16 protein-coding genes are annotated in these 17,014 nt (G+C 71.5%); 9 read left to right on the plus strand and 7 right to left on the minus strand.

Features of this window, described 5'->3' with window-relative positions:
* Positions 1–6: 6 nt before the first annotated feature.
* The 4 genes from GE115_RS04385 to GE115_RS04400 are packed head-to-tail and all read left to right on the plus strand — an operon-like array spanning position 7 to position 4,573.
* Positions 7–1,665 carry a SulP family inorganic anion transporter gene (locus GE115_RS04385; RefSeq protein ID WP_312854891.1) on the plus strand — a complete coding sequence of 553 codons (1,659 nt, stop codon included), beginning with the start codon at positions 7–9 and terminating at the stop codon, positions 1,663–1,665.
* Positions 1,666–1,667: 2 nt separating this feature from the next.
* A complete protein-coding gene (locus GE115_RS04390) occupies positions 1,668–2,339 on the plus strand; it encodes a GAP family protein (protein ID WP_153683576.1) in 672 nt (223 codons plus the stop codon).
* Between the two features lies 1 nt (position 2,340).
* Complete coding sequence (locus GE115_RS04395; RefSeq protein ID WP_312854892.1) at positions 2,341–3,417, plus strand: AI-2E family transporter; 1,077 nt, start codon at positions 2,341–2,343, stop codon at positions 3,415–3,417.
* The gene (locus GE115_RS04400) at positions 3,398–4,573 is read left to right on the plus strand and encodes an AI-2E family transporter (protein ID WP_153683577.1); all 1,176 of its coding nucleotides are present in this window, start codon (positions 3,398–3,400) and stop codon (positions 4,571–4,573) included. The genes GE115_RS04395 and GE115_RS04400 overlap by 20 nt, the downstream gene beginning before the upstream one ends.
* Before the next feature lie 25 nt (positions 4,574–4,598).
* Here GE115_RS04400 and GE115_RS04405 read toward each other — a convergent pair whose 3' ends face one another.
* The 4 genes from GE115_RS04405 to GE115_RS04420 all read right to left on the minus strand — a co-directional run bounded on the left by GE115_RS04405 (position 4,599) and on the right by GE115_RS04420 (position 10,500).
* Positions 4,599–6,221 (minus strand): MFS transporter, encoded by a 1,623-nt coding sequence (locus tag GE115_RS04405; RefSeq protein WP_153683578.1) that lies wholly within the window; start codon positions 6,219–6,221, stop codon positions 4,599–4,601.
* On the minus strand, positions 6,218–7,528 hold the full coding sequence (locus GE115_RS04410) for a DUF2252 domain-containing protein (protein WP_172979695.1): 1,311 nt from the start codon (positions 7,526–7,528) through the stop codon (positions 6,218–6,220). The genes GE115_RS04405 and GE115_RS04410 overlap by 4 nt, the downstream gene beginning before the upstream one ends.
* 95 nt (positions 7,529–7,623) lie before the next feature.
* Positions 7,624–8,760, minus strand: a complete 1,137-nt coding sequence (locus GE115_RS19200; protein ID WP_153683580.1) for a DUF998 domain-containing protein — start codon at positions 8,758–8,760, stop codon at positions 7,624–7,626.
* A 174-nt stretch (positions 8,761–8,934) separates the two neighbouring features.
* Positions 8,935–10,500: a pectate lyase family protein gene (locus GE115_RS04420; protein ID WP_153683581.1), complete on the minus strand. Its 1,566-nt coding sequence runs from the start codon at positions 10,498–10,500 to the stop codon at positions 8,935–8,937.
* 255 nt (positions 10,501–10,755) lie between these two features.
* Between GE115_RS04420 and GE115_RS04425 the strand changes: the two genes are divergently transcribed.
* From GE115_RS04425 to GE115_RS04445, 5 genes are read left to right on the plus strand one after another with little or no spacing between them, the layout of a single operon-like run.
* Positions 10,756–11,184: a DUF6325 family protein gene (locus tag GE115_RS04425; RefSeq protein WP_153683582.1), complete on the plus strand. Its 429-nt coding sequence runs from the start codon at positions 10,756–10,758 to the stop codon at positions 11,182–11,184.
* 44 nt (positions 11,185–11,228) lie between these two features.
* Positions 11,229–11,561 carry an SHOCT domain-containing protein gene (locus GE115_RS04430; protein WP_246190539.1) on the plus strand — a complete coding sequence of 111 codons (333 nt, stop codon included), beginning with the start codon at positions 11,229–11,231 and terminating at the stop codon, positions 11,559–11,561.
* 1 nt (position 11,562) lies between these two features.
* The gene (locus GE115_RS04435; RefSeq protein WP_312854893.1) at positions 11,563–12,711 is read left to right on the plus strand and encodes a type III polyketide synthase; all 1,149 of its coding nucleotides are present in this window, start codon (positions 11,563–11,565) and stop codon (positions 12,709–12,711) included.
* Positions 12,712–12,714: 3 nt separating this feature from the next.
* Positions 12,715–13,461, plus strand: a complete 747-nt coding sequence (locus GE115_RS04440) for a methyltransferase domain-containing protein (protein ID WP_312854894.1) — start codon at positions 12,715–12,717, stop codon at positions 13,459–13,461.
* Positions 13,458–14,639, plus strand: a complete 1,182-nt coding sequence (locus GE115_RS04445; protein WP_153683584.1) for an FAD-dependent oxidoreductase — start codon at positions 13,458–13,460, stop codon at positions 14,637–14,639. Before GE115_RS04440 ends, GE115_RS04445 begins: the two co-directional genes overlap by 4 nt.
* 63 nt (positions 14,640–14,702) lie before the next feature.
* Here the strand turns inward: GE115_RS04445 and GE115_RS04450 are convergent, their stop codons facing one another.
* Genes GE115_RS04450 through GE115_RS04460 form a run of 3 tightly spaced genes read right to left on the minus strand, consistent with a single transcriptional unit; the run spans position 14,703 to position 16,979 of the window.
* Positions 14,703–15,143: a nitroreductase family deazaflavin-dependent oxidoreductase gene (locus tag GE115_RS04450; RefSeq protein WP_153683585.1), complete on the minus strand. Its 441-nt coding sequence runs from the start codon at positions 15,141–15,143 to the stop codon at positions 14,703–14,705.
* A 54-nt stretch (positions 15,144–15,197) separates the two neighbouring features.
* Positions 15,198–15,911 carry a YceI family protein gene (locus GE115_RS04455; protein WP_153683586.1) on the minus strand — a complete coding sequence of 238 codons (714 nt, stop codon included), beginning with the start codon at positions 15,909–15,911 and terminating at the stop codon, positions 15,198–15,200.
* Between the two features lie 39 nt (positions 15,912–15,950).
* Entirely contained in the window at positions 15,951–16,979 is a 1,029-nt protein-coding gene (locus tag GE115_RS04460) for an LLM class flavin-dependent oxidoreductase (protein WP_312854895.1), read from the minus strand.
* Between the last annotated feature and the right edge of the window lie 35 nt (positions 16,980–17,014).

Here is a 17,014-nt window from a genome sequence, read left to right on the forward strand (position 1 = left end):
GGATCCGTGCAGAAACCGCTCGTGGGACTGAGCCGGCGCAATCTGCTGCGCGAGCTCACGGCCGGCGTCACGTTGCTCGCGATCGCGATCCCCCTCAACATCGGCTACGCGCAGATCGCCGGCCTGCCCGCGACGGCCGGCCTGTACGCGCTCATCGTGCCGACGGTGATCTACGCGCTCACCGTGTCGAGTCGCCAACTCGTCGCGTCTCCGGATGCCGCGGCCGCCGCCCTCGTCGCGAGTTCGCTCGGCGGGCTCGCGGTGGCGGGGTCGGCGGACTACTCGACGCTCGCGCTCGCGCAGGCGATCCTCGGCGGCGTCATGTTCCTGCTCCTGGCGTTCTTCAAGCTCGGCTTCCTGGCGAACTTCCTGTCGAAGCCGATCCTCGTGGGCTTCGTCGGGGGCTTGGCCCTCGACATCCTCATCAGCCAGATCGCGAAGATGCTCGGCGTGAAGATCGACTCGGGCGGCGAGTTCGTCGACAAGGTCGCCGGGCTCGTCACCGGGCTGCCCGGCCTCAACTGGTGGTCGGTGGCGATCTCCGTCGTCGCGGTCGCCGTGCTGCTCCTCGGCAAGCGGTTCGCGGGCGCCGTGCCCTGGGCGCTCGTCGTGATGATCCTCGCGACCGTCGTCGTGCTCGTCTGGCACCTCGACGAGGCCGGCGTCGCCGTGCTCGGCGAGGTGCCCGCCGGCCCGCCGGCGATCACCTGGCCCATCATCGACTGGACGATGTGGCTCGCGCTCATCCCCTCGGCGATGGCGCTCACGCTCGTGACGACCGCAGAGGGCCTGCTCGTCTCGCGCTCGTACGGCGAGAAGAACGGCTACCGCACGAGCCCCAACCGCGACCTGTTCGCCTTCGGCGTCGGCAACATCGCGGCCGGCGCCAGCGGGAGCTTCACCTTCGGATCATCTACCTCGCGCACCGCGGCGATGGACCAGGCCGGCTCCCGCACGCAACTGCCCTCGCTCGTGCTCGCGGCCGGGACGCTGCTGCTCCTGCTGTTCGGCACCGCGCTGCTCGCCGACATCCCGTCGCCGGCGATCGGCGCCATCGTGGGCGTGGCGATCCTGCCGCTGCTGGGCATCCGCGAGTTCCGCGAGCTGTGGCATGCCGACCGCTTCGAGTTCCTCATCGGCGCGGCGTGCTTCCTCGTGACGCTGTTCGTCGGCTCGATCCCCGGCATCCTCGTCGCGTTCGTGCTGGCGCTGCTGAACCTCGCCAAACGCGCCGCGAACCCGGCGATCGACGTGCTCCAGGCCACCGGCGAGCCCGGCGACTCCCTCCTCGACGGGGCGGCCAAGGGCCAGGTCACCGCGCCCGGCGTCATCGTGGTCCGTCTCGCAGCGCCGCTGTTCTTCGCGAACGGCAGCGTGTTCTCCGACGCGGTGAAGCGCGCCGTCCGGGCAGCCGACGGCGAGGTCCGCCACGTCGTCGTCGACATGGAGGCCGTCACCGATATCGACGTGACCGGCGCGGAGAGCTTCGAGGCGCTGCTCACGTGGCTCGAGCGCGAGGGCATCGACCTGTCGTTCAGTCGCGTGCGCCCCGACGCGGTGCGGCGACTCGAGCAGCTCGACCTGCTCGGCGACCGGGCGAGGTACGTCACGAACCGCGAGGCCATCGCCGCAATCGCCGGCGAACGACCGGAAGACGAGGAATGAACATGGGCTCCGTCATCGGCGACATCCTCCCGCTCGCGCTCGGCGTGGCCATCAGCCCCGTGCCGATCATCGCGGCGATCCTGATGCTGCTCTCGCCGCGGGCGAAGGGCACGAGCCTCGGTTTCCTGGGCGGTTGGGTGCTCGGCATCGTCGTCGCGGTCGTGCTCTTCACGCTGCTCGCCTCGGTGCTGCCCGAGGACGACCCCGACGCCTCGAAGCCGATCGCCGGCACGATCAAGCTCGTGCTCGGCGTGCTGCTGCTCCTGCTCGCGGTGAAGCAATGGCGCAGCCGGCCGAAGCCCGGCGAGGAGGCCGCCCTCCCGAAGTGGATGGGCGCGATCGACCAGATGACGGCGGTCCGCGCGCTCGTGCTCGGCTTCCTGCTGTCGGCGGTGAACCCGAAGAACCTGCTCATGGCCGTGGCGGCCGGCACGATCATCGGCACCGCGGGGGCGAACGGAGGCGAGATCACCGTTGCCATCGTCGTGTTCGTGCTCATCGCGGCGTCGTCGGTCGCGGTGCCGGTCATCGCCTACCTCCTCGCCTCGCAGCGCATGGCTGCGCCGCTCGAATCGCTGCGGACGTGGCTCGTGCACAACAACGCGACCGTGATGGCGGTGCTGCTGCTCGTGATCGGCGTGGTCGTCATCGGCAAGGGCATCGGGAGCTTCTGACGTGAGCGAGGCGTCGCACGAGGCATCCGCCGGCCTCTCGCGCGGCACGCGGGTGCTGATCGCTCTCGCCGCAGCCGTGCTCGTGTTCGGCGGGGTGTGGCTGGCCCGAGACATCCTCGCGCCGGCGGCACTCGCCGCGGTCGTGGTGATCATCGCCCACCCCGTGCGACGACCGCTCGAGGCCAGGGGATGGCCGCGGTGGGCGGCCACCACGGCCGTCATCGTCGTCGCCTACCTGATCCTCGCGCTGCTCGCCGTGCTGCTGCTGTTCGCGGCCGCGCAGTTCGCGGGCATGCTGCCCGACTACGCCGACGACCTCGAGGCGGTCGCGGCATCCGTCACCGACGCCCTCGCCGCCATGGGCCTGGCCGACCAGGCGGCGGATGCCGCGTCATCGGTGCTGAACGCCGACACGCTGGTCGGCATCGCGACCGGGGTCGCCGACGCGGTGCTCGGATTCGCGACCGCGTTCTTCTTCGTGCTCGCCTACGTGATCTTCATGGCGGCCGACGCGGCTCGCTTCGCGCGGGCCGGCGGGGTGTTCGGCTCGCCGGGCGCCGACGCCGTCGGCGCCCGCTACTTCACCGGAGTCCGCCGGTACTACGTCGTCAACGCGACGTTCGGCGCCATCGTCGCGGTGCTCGACGGCCTCGTGCTGTGGGGACTCGGGATCCCGATCCCGATCGTGTGGGCCATCCTCGCGTTCGTCACGAACTTCGTGCCGAACATCGGCTTCGTGCTGGGGCTCATCCCGCCGGCGGTGCTCGCCCTCGTCGTCGGCGGCTGGCCGCTCGCGCTCGTCGTCGTCCTCGTGTACTGCGTGATCAACGTCACGCTGCAGGTGCTTGTGCAGCCGAAGTTCGTCAGCGACGCCGTCGACCTCAGCCTCACGCTCTCGTTCTTCTCGGTCGTGTTCTGGGCGTTCGTCATCGGGCCCGTCGGGGCGATCCTGTCGATTCCGCTGACGCTCCTCGTCCGTGCGCTCGTGGTCGAGCCCGACCCGACCGCGGAGACCCTCCGGCGCCTGTCGGGGAACCCGAAACTGAAGGAGGCCGGCCATGTGGTGGAACCGTCGTAAGGGCGGCGCGAAGTCCGCGGACGCACCCCCGCCCGAGCCGGCCGTGCAGGCGGAGCCCGTGCCGTCCCACCGCGCCGCGTTCATCCTGCTCGGCCTCGCCGGCGCGGCCGTCGCGAGCTTCGGGCTCGCCGCGATCGCCGACGTCTTCGTGTGGAGCTTCTTCGCGCTGGTGCTGACCATCTGCGTGTACCCGCTGCGCGCCTGGCTCGAACGGCACGGCGTGGGGAGGGGTCTCGCCACGCTGACCGTGATCCTCGCGGTGGTGCTGCTGCTCGGCACGTTCGTGTTCGCGTTCTTCTTCTCGTTCACGCAGTTCCTCACGCTGCTGCCGCAGTACGCCGACGAACTCGAGTCGTGGGCGGCGGGCGTCGGCTCGTGGCTTTCGGGCCTCGGGTTCGGCCAGGCCCAGATCGACGAGATCGTCACCTGGTTCGACCCGGGAAAGGTGCTCGACGTGATCGGCGGCGTCGTCGGCAGCGCCGCCGGGTTCGTCACCGCGGCCGTGATCCTGCTGACCATGCTGCTGCTCATGGCGATGGATTCCTCGTACGCACGCACGCTGGTCGCCAAGATCTACCCGACCCGGCCCGTGCTCGCGACCGCGAGCGTGGCCTACACGATCGGCGTTCGGCGCTACATGGTCGTGACCACCCTGCTCGGCATCGCGCAGGGCCTCATCAATTGGATCGCGCTCGTGCTTCTGCAGGTGCCGGGCGCTGCGCTCTGGGGCGTACTCGCGTTCCTCTGCAGCTTCATCCCGAACGTCGGCTACTTCATCGCGATCATCCCGCCGATCGTGTTCGCCGCCCTCGTCGGCGGGTGGCCGCTCGTCATCGCGGTCATCGTGGTCTACGGCGTCATCAACGCGGTCGTGCAGTCGGTCGTGCAGCCGCGCGTCGTCGGCAACGCGGTCGCGCTCAGCCAGTCGATCACGTTCTTCTCGGTGCTCTTCTGGGCGGTGGTACTCGGCCCGATGGGCGCCATCCTCGCCATCCCGCTGACGCTGCTCGTGCGGATGCTCCTCGTCGACTCGAACCCCAACGCGGGCTGGATGCGCGAGGCACTCGGCGACTTCGACGAGGCGAAGAAGATCATGGACGCCGAGGATGCCGCGTCGAAGGCGCGGCGACGGGAGCGCAAGGCCGCCAGGGGCTGATCGGCGGGCGCTTCGGCCGGGAGCATCAGGCGGCGGGCGTCGACCCGTGCCGGCCGGGAAGCCGCCGGGTGAACGGCAGGGCGACGAGCGCCGCCGCCGTGCACGCCAGCATGCCGGCCTTCACCCCGACGAGTTGGGCGGCCGAATAGCTCTCGACGACCTGCGTGGCCTGGTCGGTCGCGAAACCGGCGTCTAGCAACGCGCGTTCGACCTGCGCCGGCGGGAGGTACTCGATGCCGTCCGCCACTCGCACGTGCGCTTGGTCGGCGACCGCGGCCTCGATCCCGGGGTCTTCGGCGATGAGCCCCAGCACCGAGGTCGCGAGGGCGCCCACCATGAACGAGCCGATGAGGGCGGTGCCGAGCGAGGAGCCGAGGTTCTGCGCGGTGTACTGCAGGCCGCCGGCCTCACTGCGTGCGGCCGCCGGCACCGACGACTGCACGACGTTGCCCAGCTGCGACGCGAGCAGCCCGGTGCCGAGGCCGACGAGCGCCATGCCGATGCCGAAGGGGAGCGTCGCGAGCTCCGGTTCGATCGTCGCGACGATGACGATGCCGGCGACGGCGATGGTCAGGAGCCCGACGCGCACGATCGCCCGCGCGCCGAACCTGCTGCCGACCCGGGCGCCGATCGTCGCGGCGAGCAGCATCGCGATCGACGTGGGCAGCAGCCGCAGTCCGGTCTGGAACGCATCCATCCCCTGCGTGACCTGCAGGTAGATCGGCACGGCGAAGAAGATCCCGAGCAGGATGAGGTTCTGTGCGAGCAGGCTCGCGAGCCCGGCGCGCAACTCCGGGATGCGCAGGTTCCGGATGTCGAGCAGCGGCACCCGGCCTCGCGCGACGACGCGCCGTTCCCAAGCGAAGAACCCCCACAGCACGAACAGCCCCGCCGCGATGACGAACGGCGTGAGGGCGAATCCGAACGGCGTGATCGGCGACTGCACGGGCTGCAGCCACCCCCAGGTGCCGCTCTGGAGCACTCCGACCACGATCAGGGCGAGGCCGAGCGCGGAGAGCAGGGCGCCGACGAGGTCGAGCCGGAAGCGGGGGCCGGGGGTGTCGCGGGCGATCCATCCGCTGACCGCGAGCACGACGATCACGAGCACGACCTCGCCCGCGAACACCCATCGCCACGAGTACGCCGTGGTGAGCCATCCGCCGATGAGGGGTCCGACGGCGATGCCGGCACCCGCGACTCCGCCGAGCAGCCCGTAGGCGCGAGCGCGCGCAGGGCCCTCATAGCTGCCCGCGACGAGCGCCGCCAGCGCCGGGAGTACGAGCGCGGCCCCGGCGCCCTCGATGAACGACCACCCCACGATGAGCACTTCCACGGTCGGCGCGAACGCCGTCATCAGCGATCCGACGGCGTAGATGACGAGGCCGACGCGGAACATCCGCAGCCGGCCGAAGAGATCGCCGATCTTGCCGCCCGTGAGCATCAGCGCCGCCATCACGAGCGCGTAGAGCGTGATCGCGAGCTGAATGGTCGACACGGTGGTGTCGAACTCCTCGACCAGTTGGCTGATCGACACGCTCATCACCGAACTGTCGAGCACCATGATGAACTGCGCGATCGCCAGCGGCAGGACGGCCCGCGATGCGGGTGCCGTCGTGCGGCCGGTCTCCGGGGCGTCGGCGGCCGTCATGATGCGGATGCCTCGACGCGACCCGCGGCGATGGCGGCGAGGAGCGCCGCGTGATCGGCGGCGTTGCGGTCGGCGTAGGCCGTCGCGAACGCCGCGAGCGCGGCCGACAGCGTGCGGCCGGCCCCGATGTAGCCCGTCAGCACCGCGGGATCGCCGCCTCGGGCGTGCGCGCGCGCGAGCACCAGGCCGCAGTAGCGGGCGTACGCCGGCATGGTCTCGGGGCCGAGGCGTTCGACGTCGACGCCGCCCTTCCAGTCCCGGAACTGGCGCACGGAGAACTCCCGCTGCCGGCCCTGCGGGTCGGCGCCGCTCGTCCAGCCGAGCAGCACGTCGCTCAGTGCCTGGAGCGTGCGCTGTCCGCGCACCACCCGCTCGCCCTGATGGGCGTACGCTCCCGCCCGCCCGGCCGGTTCGAGCACCGAGCGCTCCGCCTCCTTCGCCTGCAGCACGAGGAGGTCGCGCTTCACGTCGCCCTCGAAGAGGAGCACCCAGGCGCGCAGTCCGACGCTTCCCACGCCGACGACCTTCACGGCGGCGTCGGCCAAGCGGTACCGATCGAGCAGGCGACGCCGTTCCGGAGCGAGCGATTCCCGGTAGCGCCGGCGCACCTCGTCGAGTCGCTCCTGGGCGTCGCCGGCGGTGATCCGCCCCTGCTCGACCATGCGGTGCACGGGCACCAGCAGCGGCGGGTCGGAGCGGAACCGGAGGCCGTCGTCGTCGCGGACGGCGAGCTGCCGGGCGGCGCTGCGGCTGTCCCGTCGCAGCATCGCCGCGACGGCGGAGGCCGCACGCCGCGAGACCTTGCGCGGCAGTTCCTCCTCGAGGTCGGCCAACAGGTCGGCGACGTCGAGGCGTCCGGTGAACAGTTCGATGGCGGGGGTGCGGGAGGCCGTGCGCATCGCGGACGCGTACGCGCGGACGAGCTCCTCGAGGACCCGATGCCGGACGTCCTCATCCAGTGCACCGGCACGGCCGGCGATCTCGAAGCTGGTCGCCATCCGCTTGAGATCCCACTCGAAGGGCCCCGGCGCGGTCTCGTCGAAGTCGTTCAGATCGCCGATGAGCGCCCGCTCGGGCGAGGCGTAGAACCCGACGTTGTCGAGGTGCGCGTCGCCGCAGAGCTGCGTCGTGGTGCCGGAGTCGGGCAGCTGCCGCAGGTCTTCGGCCATGATCGCGGCGGCGCCGCGGTAGAAGGCGAACGGCGAGCTCGCCATCCGAGCGTGGCGGATGGCGAGGAGCTCGGGGATCCGGCTGGCACCCTGCCGCTCGAGCACCTCGACGGGGTCGCGCTCCGATGCAGCGACCACGGCGTGCTCCTGCAGGGCGAGGCGGTCGCGGAAGGCGCGACCGCGTGCCTTCCGCTCCGCACGCGGGAGGCGCACCGTCCGGTCGTCGCGCGGCATCATCGTCCCCCTGGGTCGGCGACGGCTTCGGTGGGCGCAGCGATCTCGGTGGGTGCAGCGATCTCGGCGGGTGCGGCGATGGCGTCGATGAAGCGGATGAAGACCGTGATCCAGCTGAAGATCACGGCGAACGCGACGAGCTCGAAGGCCGTCAGGTTGTAATAGCCGATCGGTGAGAACAGCAGGAACCCGCCGATCAGGACGGCGAACGTCGCGAGGCACATGGCGATGAACCGCTTCGGCAGGCCGGCGAGGAAGTACGGCGATCCCAACACCATCACCGCGAACGCGGCGGCCATCCCGGCGGCGCAGCCGTTGTGCAGCGCGGCGTTCACATCGAGCGGGAACAGGCCGACGCCGGCCAGCATGATGCCGAGCACGACGAACGCGACGGAGAACAGCCGCGGCGTCCACCGGTGCACGAGGATGCCGCGCTCGACGAGCACGTCGAGGTCGCGATGGAGGTAGAGCGTGAAGGTGGTCGCGAAGAACCCGCCGACGATGAGGGTGGTGTTGAACATCCATGCCGAGAAATCACCCGAGGTGCCCAGCTGGCTGAAGTGGTACTCCCACCAGTGTTCGTCCTCCACGGCGGCGATGCTCGCCAACGTGGACAGCGCGATGAATGCGACGAGCAGGGTCGCCATCCGGCGCGTGGTGATCTCCGACGCCGAGAGGAACACGAGGTAGCCGGTCGCGGCGGCCGCGGCGCCGACGGTGATCGTTCCGATGATGACGTCCACCTCGAGGCCCTCGAAGCTGCGCTGGAGCACGACGAAGACCGATGCCGTGAAGATCGCCGCGAGGAACGCGTGCACGAGGGCGACGGTCGTCGCGTCGAGCACGAACTTCCATGGACGGATGCTCCGGCGCCACTCCTGACCCGGACGGGCTCGCGCCCGCCAATAGGCGACGTAGGCGACGACGATGCCGACCACGAGCGTGGACAGCGCCGCCACGGCGCCGGCGGACCACCCGCCCCACAGCGGGACCGTGCGATCCGCGATCGTCACGATGGCGACCAGGCCCGCCCCGACGGCGGCGAGGCTCGCCGCAGTCACGGCCTCGCTCTCCACCCGGAGGCGCGGCGACCTGAGCGCTTGGGCGGGCTCGCTCGTCGTCGTGCTGGTGTCCACGCCGACCCCCGTCCTCGCGCCGAAGCGATCGCGTCACGACCCGCCTGCATGATACGGCGGGCCGACGGGCGCCGGTAGGCCCAGAACGGGCGCCCTGCGGTCAGGAGAGGTCGCACCCCTCCGCCCCGGCGGACGTTCGGGACGGAGGGGTGCGAGTCGGGCGGATTCGGGTTCCTAGCCTGCGTACGTCTCGAACTCGGCGACCCGCGGGGTGCCGGTCGAGCTCGTGATCTCGAAGTCGATCTTGTCCAGCGTCGTCGCCGGGAACGTGATGGTGCCCGCACCGGTGCCGGTCTTCAGCACCGCACCGGTGTCGTGGTTCACGACCCGCCACGCGCCGATGTTGCCGACCGCGCCGGCGGCCTCGCGGATGACGATCGAGGACACCGTCTTCGCGGCATCCCACTTGACGGAGATGCGACCCGTCGACGATGACGGCGACCAGTACGTGCTCATCGACCCGTCGATGGCGCTGCCGTAGCTCGTGCCGCTCGCCTTGCCCGAGCCGTCGGCGCTGGCGCCGAGGCTCAGGTTGGTGCCCGTCGGAGGCGTGGTGGGCGGCGTGGTCGGAGGAGTCGTGGGCGGGGTGGTCGGGGGCGTGGTGGGCGGGGTCGTGGGTTCGGGGTTCTGCGGCGTGCACGAGCCGTCGGAGACCTTCAGCCCGCGGTTCGCTCCCGCGGTGGCCGCGACGATCGCCGGCACGCAGGACGCGCCGTCGAGGGTGAACGAGTAGGGGATCGACACGGTCGTGGTCGACACCGGGTTCGGCCCCGCCGGCTGGTTGTCGCCGCTGCGCGCCGACCAGGTGACGTTGTCGAAGATGTTGCCGTTGACCTGCCAGTACCCGGCGGCATCCGTGTAGAAGGTGCCCAGCACGTCCTTCGAGTCCTCGAAGTAGTTGTGGTCGACCTTCGCCTTGGCGCCGGCGCGCGAGTTGATGCCGGACTCGTTCAGGCTCACGTAGTGGTTGTTGTAGATGTGTGCGATGCCGCCGCGGAGCAGGGGCGCGCGCGAGTCGATGTTCTCGTAGCGGTTGTGGTGGAACGTCACGAACCCGTTCGACAGGTCGCTCTCGCTCGAGCCGATGAGCCCGCCGCGCCCGGAGTTCTTGAGCACGCTGTACGAGAGGGTCACGTACTTCGTGTCGGCCTTCATGTCGAAGAGGCCGTCGTAGCCCTCCGACTCGCCGCCCGAGGCCTCGAGCGTCGCGTGATCGACCCACACATTGCGCACGCCGCTCTCCATGCCGATCGCGTCGCCGCCGTTCGAGGTCGGCGAGCCCGACTTCTTGACGTTCCGCACGTGCACGTTCTGGATGATGATGTTCTCGGATCCGCGGATGTGGATGCCGATCTGGTCGAACAGGGCTCCGGCGCCGACGCCGACGATCGACACGTTCGAGATGTCCTTGAGCTCGATCACCCCGTCCGCGGTGCTGCAGCCCGGTCCCGACACCTTCGCGGTGTTGCCGTGGTTGATGGTGCCCTCGACCTGGATGGTGATCGGGGTCGAGGTGCTCGCGCGGTTGCAGAGCGCCGCGTGGATCTGGGTGCCGGTGGTCGCGCGGACGGTCTGGCCGCCCGCGCCGCCGGTCGTGCCGCCGTTCTGCGTCGCGAAGCCGGTGGCGCTGCCGGTGGCCGCGTTCGCGGCGGGCAGCGCGAATCCCATCACCCCCAGCGCGGCGACGAGGGCGCCCGCTGATGCGGTCGCGATGGTACGGCGGACGTGGGTGCGTGTCATGCTTTCGTTCCTTCTCATCGTTGAGTGGAGCACTCGTCCAGCGAGTCCGGGCAGACGTGGGTGCATGCCCGAGACGGGTCGCCGAACGACCTGGGCTTCCCGGCGTCCGCTCCGAGAAAGCGTTTTCCTGAGCATCATAGGGTCACGGGATGCCGCGACTCAAGCCCCGGTCGGAAACGATGGCGAGCCGCCGCAATCGGCTCTGGTGCCGCCGATCCCCGGCGGCTAGGGTCGAACCGGGGAGAGGGGGAATCCATGGCGGACTTCGAATACGGGCCGGTCGAGCTCTATCTGGTGGGCTTCGAGGGGGACCGGATCGATCCGGGCACTATCGAGGCGCTCGCCGAGTTGGTCGACGCCGGCGACATCCGGTTGATCGACCTGCTGATCGTCTCGCGGGCCGAGAACGGCGATCTCGAAGTGACCGAGGTCGAAGACCTCGGCGATGAGATCGACGTGACCGAGCTCTCGCTCGAGGCGAGCGGCATCGTCGGCGAGGAAGACCTGGCCGAGTTCGCGGAGTCGATTCCCCCGGGAACCTCGGCGGCGGTGCTCGCGGTCGAGTTGGTGTGGGCGAAGAAGCTCGCATCTCGGTTCAACCAGTCGGGCGGCGTCGTGCTGCAGACCGAGCGCATTCCCGCGCCGGTCGTCAACGCGGTGCTGGCCGAAGCGGAAGGGGAGTAGGCATGCCGGGATTCAGGAGAGTCGGGCGTCCGGGGCTCATCGGCATGGCCGCGCGGACCGCAGTCGTCGCCGGCACGGCCACGGCCGTCTCTGGCAACGTCGCGCGACGCCAGCAGGGTCGGGCCGAACAGCAGCAGGAGGCCCAGGCCTACGAGCAGCAGCAGGCCGCGGCCCAGCAGCAGGCGTACGCCCAGCAGCAGGCGGCGGCCCAGCAGCAGGCGTACGCCCAGCAGCAGGCGGCGGCCCAGGCCGCGCCGGCCCCAGCGGCGGGCGGCACCGATGTCGTGGCCGAACTCCAGAAGCTCGGCGACCTGAAGGCGCAGGGCCTGCTCAGCGACGAGGAGTTCGCGGCGGCCAAGGCGAAGCTGCTCGGCTGACGTGACGATCGCACTGCGCGGACTCTCGACGGCGGTGCCGCCGACCGTGCTCGTGCAGCACGAGGCACGCGACGTGTTCGCCGGGCAGCCGGGCCTCACCCGGCTCGCCCAGCGGCTCGTCACCACGGCGTTCAGCGTCTCGGGCATCGAGACCCGCCGCACGGTCGTCGACGAGCTCACGACCGCGCCGCGTGCCGACGCCGGTGACCCGGTCTTCTACGACCAGGCCAGCGGCGAGCTGCTCATGCCCGGCACGAAGGTGCGCAACGAGCGGTACGCCGAGCATGCCGCGGCGCTCTACCTCGAGGCGGGGGGAGCCGCGCTCGACGCGACGCCCGGCATCGAGGCATCCGATGTCACGCACGTCATCACGGTCAGCTGCACCGGCTTCTACGCGCCGGGGCCCGACTTCCAGCTGGCACGCGACCTCGGCCTGCCGGCCGGGGTGCAGCGCTACCACCTCGGATTCATGGGCTGTTACGCGTCGCTGCCCGCGCTGCGTCTCGCGCGCCAGCTCTGCGAAGCGGATGCCTCGGCCGTCGTGCTCGTGGTGAGCGTCGAGCTGTGCACGCTGCACCTGCGCACGTCGAACGACCCCGACACGATCGTCGCGACGTCGCTGTTCGCCGACGGCGCGGGCGCCGGCATCGTCACCGCGCGGCCACTCGAACCGGGTGAGCGGGCGTTCGACCTCGACCGCTTCTCGACGCGCATCACGCCGAACGGCGAGGGCGACATGGCGTGGCGCATCGGCGACCACGGGTTCGAGATGGTGCTCTCGAACGCCGTGCCGTCGATCATCGGGGAGCACATCACGGGTGCGCTCGAGCCGCTGTTCGAGGGCGAACCGACCCTGGCCGAAGCGCTGGCGAACGACGCCGCGGGTGACGCGATCGAGCACTGGGCGATCCACCCGGGCGGGCGGAGCATCCTCGACAAGGTCGAGGCCCGCCTCGGGCTCGGCGAGACCCAGCTCGACCCCGCGCGCGAGACGCTGCGCGAGTTCGGCAACATGTCGAGCGCGACGGTGCTGTTCGTGCTGCGCCGCATCCTCGACGACCCCGCTGCGGCCGACGGCGACCTCGTCGCGGCGATGGCGTTCGGGCCGGGCCTGACCGTCGAGACGGCGCTGCTCACCGTCCGGGGCTGACCGGTGTCGATCGTCGGCGATCTGCGCTCGCTCGCGGCGCGCGACGGCGACGCCCGTGAGCTCATGGACGACCCCGATGCAGACCCCGAGGCCATCGCGCGCACGTACGCGCGGTTCGAGCTCGTGAACGCGATCGTCTCAGGCCATCGCGAGACCTACGAGCGGTGGGTGCGGCCGAGGCTCTCGCCCGTGTGGCGCACGCGCGTCCTCGATGTCGGCACGGGCGCGGCCGACCTGCCGAGGCGCCTGCTGCGCTGGGCCGCCGCCGAGGATCTGCGGCTCGAGGTCGTCGGCATCGATCCCGACTCCCGGGCGATCGATGCCGCGCGCGCACAGCAGGAGCGCGACCCGGTGCCGGGCCTCGAGCTGCGTCGGGTCGCGACGTCGGTGCTGGCCGACGCCGGCGAGCGGTTCGGCGTGGTGCTCTCCAACCACGTGCTGCACCACCTCGACGGGCGTGAGTTCGGGCGGCTGCTCGCCGACTCCGAGCGGCTCGTGGCGCCCGGCGGCGTGGCCGTGCACGGCGACATCGCGCGGACCCGGTGGGGCTACGCCGGGTTCGCCGCGGGTACGTGGCCGTTCGAGTGGTCGCTCCTGCGCGGCACGTACATCCGGCCCGACGGGCTCACCTCCATCCGTCGCAGCTTCACGGCGCGCGAACTCGCCGTCCTGCTGCCCCGGGGGTGGCGGGTGCGCCGCGCGTTCCCGTCGCGTCTCGAGGTCGTGTGGAGGCCGGAGCCGCGCCCGTGAACGCCGGAGCCCCGCACATGAACCGCGTGCGCGTGGGCGGCGGATCGCCGACCGCGCACCACGACGTCGCGATCGTCGGCGCCGGCGCGGTGGGCCTGCTGCTCGGCTGCCTGCTCGCGCGTCGCGGACTCGATGTCGTCGTGCTCGAGCGGCGCGAAACACCGGGCGAGCGCACCCGGGCCATCGGCATCCACCCGCCCGGGCTGCGTGCGCTCGACGCGGCGGGCGTCGGTGCCGCCGTGCGGGAGGCATCCGTACCGATCCGCAGCGGCGTCGTGCTGTGCGAAGGAGCGGTGCTCGGCACCATGCGATTCCACGGCGAGCCCATCCGCTCGCTGCCGCAGCGCGACACCGAAGCGCTGCTCGCGGCGCGCCTCGCGGAGGTCGCTCCCAGCGCGCTCCGGCGCGGCATCCGGGTGACCGGTGTCCGAGATCGCGGCACCCACGCCGAGGTGTTCGTCGACGGCGATGCGGCCATCGCGGCCGCGTACGTCGTCGGCGCCGACGGCATCCGCAGTACGGTGCGCGAGGCGCTCTCCATCGAGGTGCGTGCGCGGCGCGGCACGGGCGAATACGTGATGGTCGACACAGTGGATGCTTCGGACGACGGCGACCTCGCCCGCCTCCACTTCGAGCCGGCCGGCGTGGTCGAGTCGTTCCCCCTGCCCGGCGGGCGGCGCCGGTGGGTCGCTCGGGTGCGCCGCGCGCCCGCCGTGCTCGAACCGCGAACGATCGCGACCATCGCCGCCGCGCGCGTCGGCGTCGACCTCGAGGCCGACGCCATGGATCGGCCGGCCGCCTTCACCGCGCGCCAGCGGCTCGCCGATCGCTTCGCCGAGGGACGGATCGCCCTGGTCGGCGACGCCGCGCACGAGATCAGCCCCATCGGCGGGCAGGGCATGAACCTCGGCTGGCTCGACGCTGTGCACCTCGACCGGGCCCTCGCCGCGGCCCTCGCCGGAGGTGCCTCGGCGGCCCCGCACGAGGCGTTCGACGCCTACGCCGCGGCACGTCGCCGGGCCGCGATCCGCGCGATGCGGCAGGCCGCGTTCAACATGGCGATGGGCGCGCCGATCACGGGCATGCGACTGCACGCGCGCAATGCGGCCGTCCGTGTGCTCGCCGTGCCGCCGATGCGCGGCGCGCTGGCCGCGGCGTTCACGATGCGGCGGCTGTGAGGGCGCGCGCCCTCCAGGGTCGGGGGCCGCTCCGTCGCCCGCCGGGGCGACCCGCCGTCGCGCTCAGGCTCCGGTGCGCGTGAGCAGGAACAGCGGGATCAGCCGGTCGGTCTTCGTCTGGTAGTTCGCGTAGTCGGGCCAGGCCTCGACCGCACGTGCCCACCAGGTCGCGCGCTCGTCGCCGTCGAGCTCGCGGGCCACGTAGTCGTGCTTCTCGTCGCCGTCCTGCAGCTCGACCTCGGGGTGAGCGACGAGGTTCCAGTACCACTTCGGATGCTCCGGCGCGCCGCCCTTCGACGCCACCACGACGTACTCGCCGTCGTGCTCGACGCGCATGAGCGCGGTCTTGCGCAGCTTGCCCGACTTCGCCCCCACCGTGGTCAGCACGATGATCGGCTTGCCTCGAAGCGTGTTCGCCTCGGCACCGTCGGATGCCTCGAACGCCTCGGCCTGCTTGCGCGCCCACTCCGACGTGCTCGGTGCGTACTCTCCCTGCAGCGGCATGCGCCCTCCCTTTCGCTTCGATTCTCTCAGGCCCAACCGGGCGGCGCGCGGTCGTTATTCCCGTTCGACGCGCAGCGAGATCTCGACGAACCCGTCGGGCTCGACCGAGACGAAGCCGAGGTTCGGCGCCTCGACGCCGAAGTCGGCGAACGTCACGGGGATGCTCCCGGCGACCTGGCCGCCCTCGCCGTCGAACACGGCCTCGAGTTCGACGGTGACCTCGCGCGTGGTGCCCGCGAGGGTGAGCTCCCCGGTCGCCTGCACGGTCTGCACCTCGCCGGCGACCGGCGCGGTCGACGTGGTGACGGCCTCGGTCAGCACGAATGTCGCGGTCGGGAACTCGTCGACCCGCATCGCGGTGTCACGGAAGTAGTCGTCGCGATTGCCGGAGTCGGTCTCGATGGAGGCGACGTCGACCGTGATCTCGGCCGCGGTGAGCGACAACCCCTCGACCTCGAGCGTGCCGGTGACCTGCTCGGTACGGCCGACGACCGTGACATCCGTGCCGTTGAGCACCTCGTCGACGCGGTAGCCGGCGAACGAGCCGGCGCCGACCGCCCAGGTGCCAGAGAGATCGCCCGCCTCGGCCGACGCGGAACCGTCGCCCGGAGCCGATGCCGAGGGCGCCGCGGTGACGCTCGGCGCGGCATCGGCCTCGCCGACGATCAGGTCGCGGTAGATGATCGGCCCGGCGATGGCGGCGGTCGCGCCGAGCACGAGCACTCCGGCGACGATCGAGGCGGTCAGGATCTTGGTGCGCTTCTGCATGGGCTCCCTGTCGGTCGTCGAGACTCCAGCCTCGCAGGCTCAGCCGCGCGTCGGCTCCCAGCCCAGGCTCGGCGCGACGTGCTCGGCGAACGCGGTCACGAGCCGCAGGTTGAAGGCGACGCCGAGCTGGCTCGGGATGGTCAGCATGAGCGTGTCGGCCGAGCGGATCGCGGCGTCGCGCGCGAGCTGCTCGACGAGCTTGTCGGGCGTGCCCGCGTAGGTCTTGCCGAACGTCGAGCGCAGGCCGTCGATCATGCCGACGCCGTCGGCGTCCTGCCGGCCGCCGAAGTACAGTTCGTCTTCTGCCGTCGTGATCGGGAAGATCGAGCGGCTCACCGACACGCGCGGCTCGCCCGCGTGGCCGGCTTCGCGCCAGGCCGCGCGGAACGCCTCGATCTGCTGCGCCTGCAGCTCGTCGAACGGGATGCCCCGGTCCTCGGTGAGGAGGGTCGACGACATCAGGTTGACGCCGACGCGGCCCGCCCATTCGGCGGACTCGCGATTGCCGGCGCCCCACCAGATGCGGGAGCGGAGGCCCGGCGAGTGGGGCTCGATGCGCTGCATCCCGTGCCCGCCGCCGAACGGCGACGAGGCATCCCGTTCCGCGAGGCCCTCGCCCTCGATCGCGCGCAGGAACCGGTCGAAGTGGTCGCGCGCGAGGTCGGCCCCGCGCGGGTCCTGCGACCCCGTGTAGCCGAACGCCTCATAGCCGCGCACGACGGCCTCGGGTGAGCCGCGGCTCACGCCGAGCGCGAGTCGCCCGCCCGAGATGAGGTCGACCGCGGCCGCCTCCTCGGCGAGGTGCAGCGGGTTCTCGTAGCGCATGTCGACGACGCCCGTGCCGACCTCGATGCGCTCGGTGCGGGCCGCGATCGCCGCGAGCAGCGGCATGGGCGAGGCCTGCTGGCGCGCGAAGTGGTGGACGCGGAAGTACGCGCCATTGACGCCCAGGTCGTCCATGCCCTGGGCGAGGTCGATGGCCTGCAGCATCGAGTCGGCGGCCGACAGCTCGCGGCCGCCGCCGAGCGGGCCGTAGTGACCGAACGAGAGGGTTCCGAAGCTGCGCACGTCAGGTCGAACGTGGGTTCGCCGGGTGCTATTCC

Source organism: Agromyces agglutinans, from assembly GCF_009647605.1.
Classification (GTDB): Bacteria; Actinomycetota; Actinomycetes; order Actinomycetales; family Microbacteriaceae; genus Agromyces; species Agromyces agglutinans.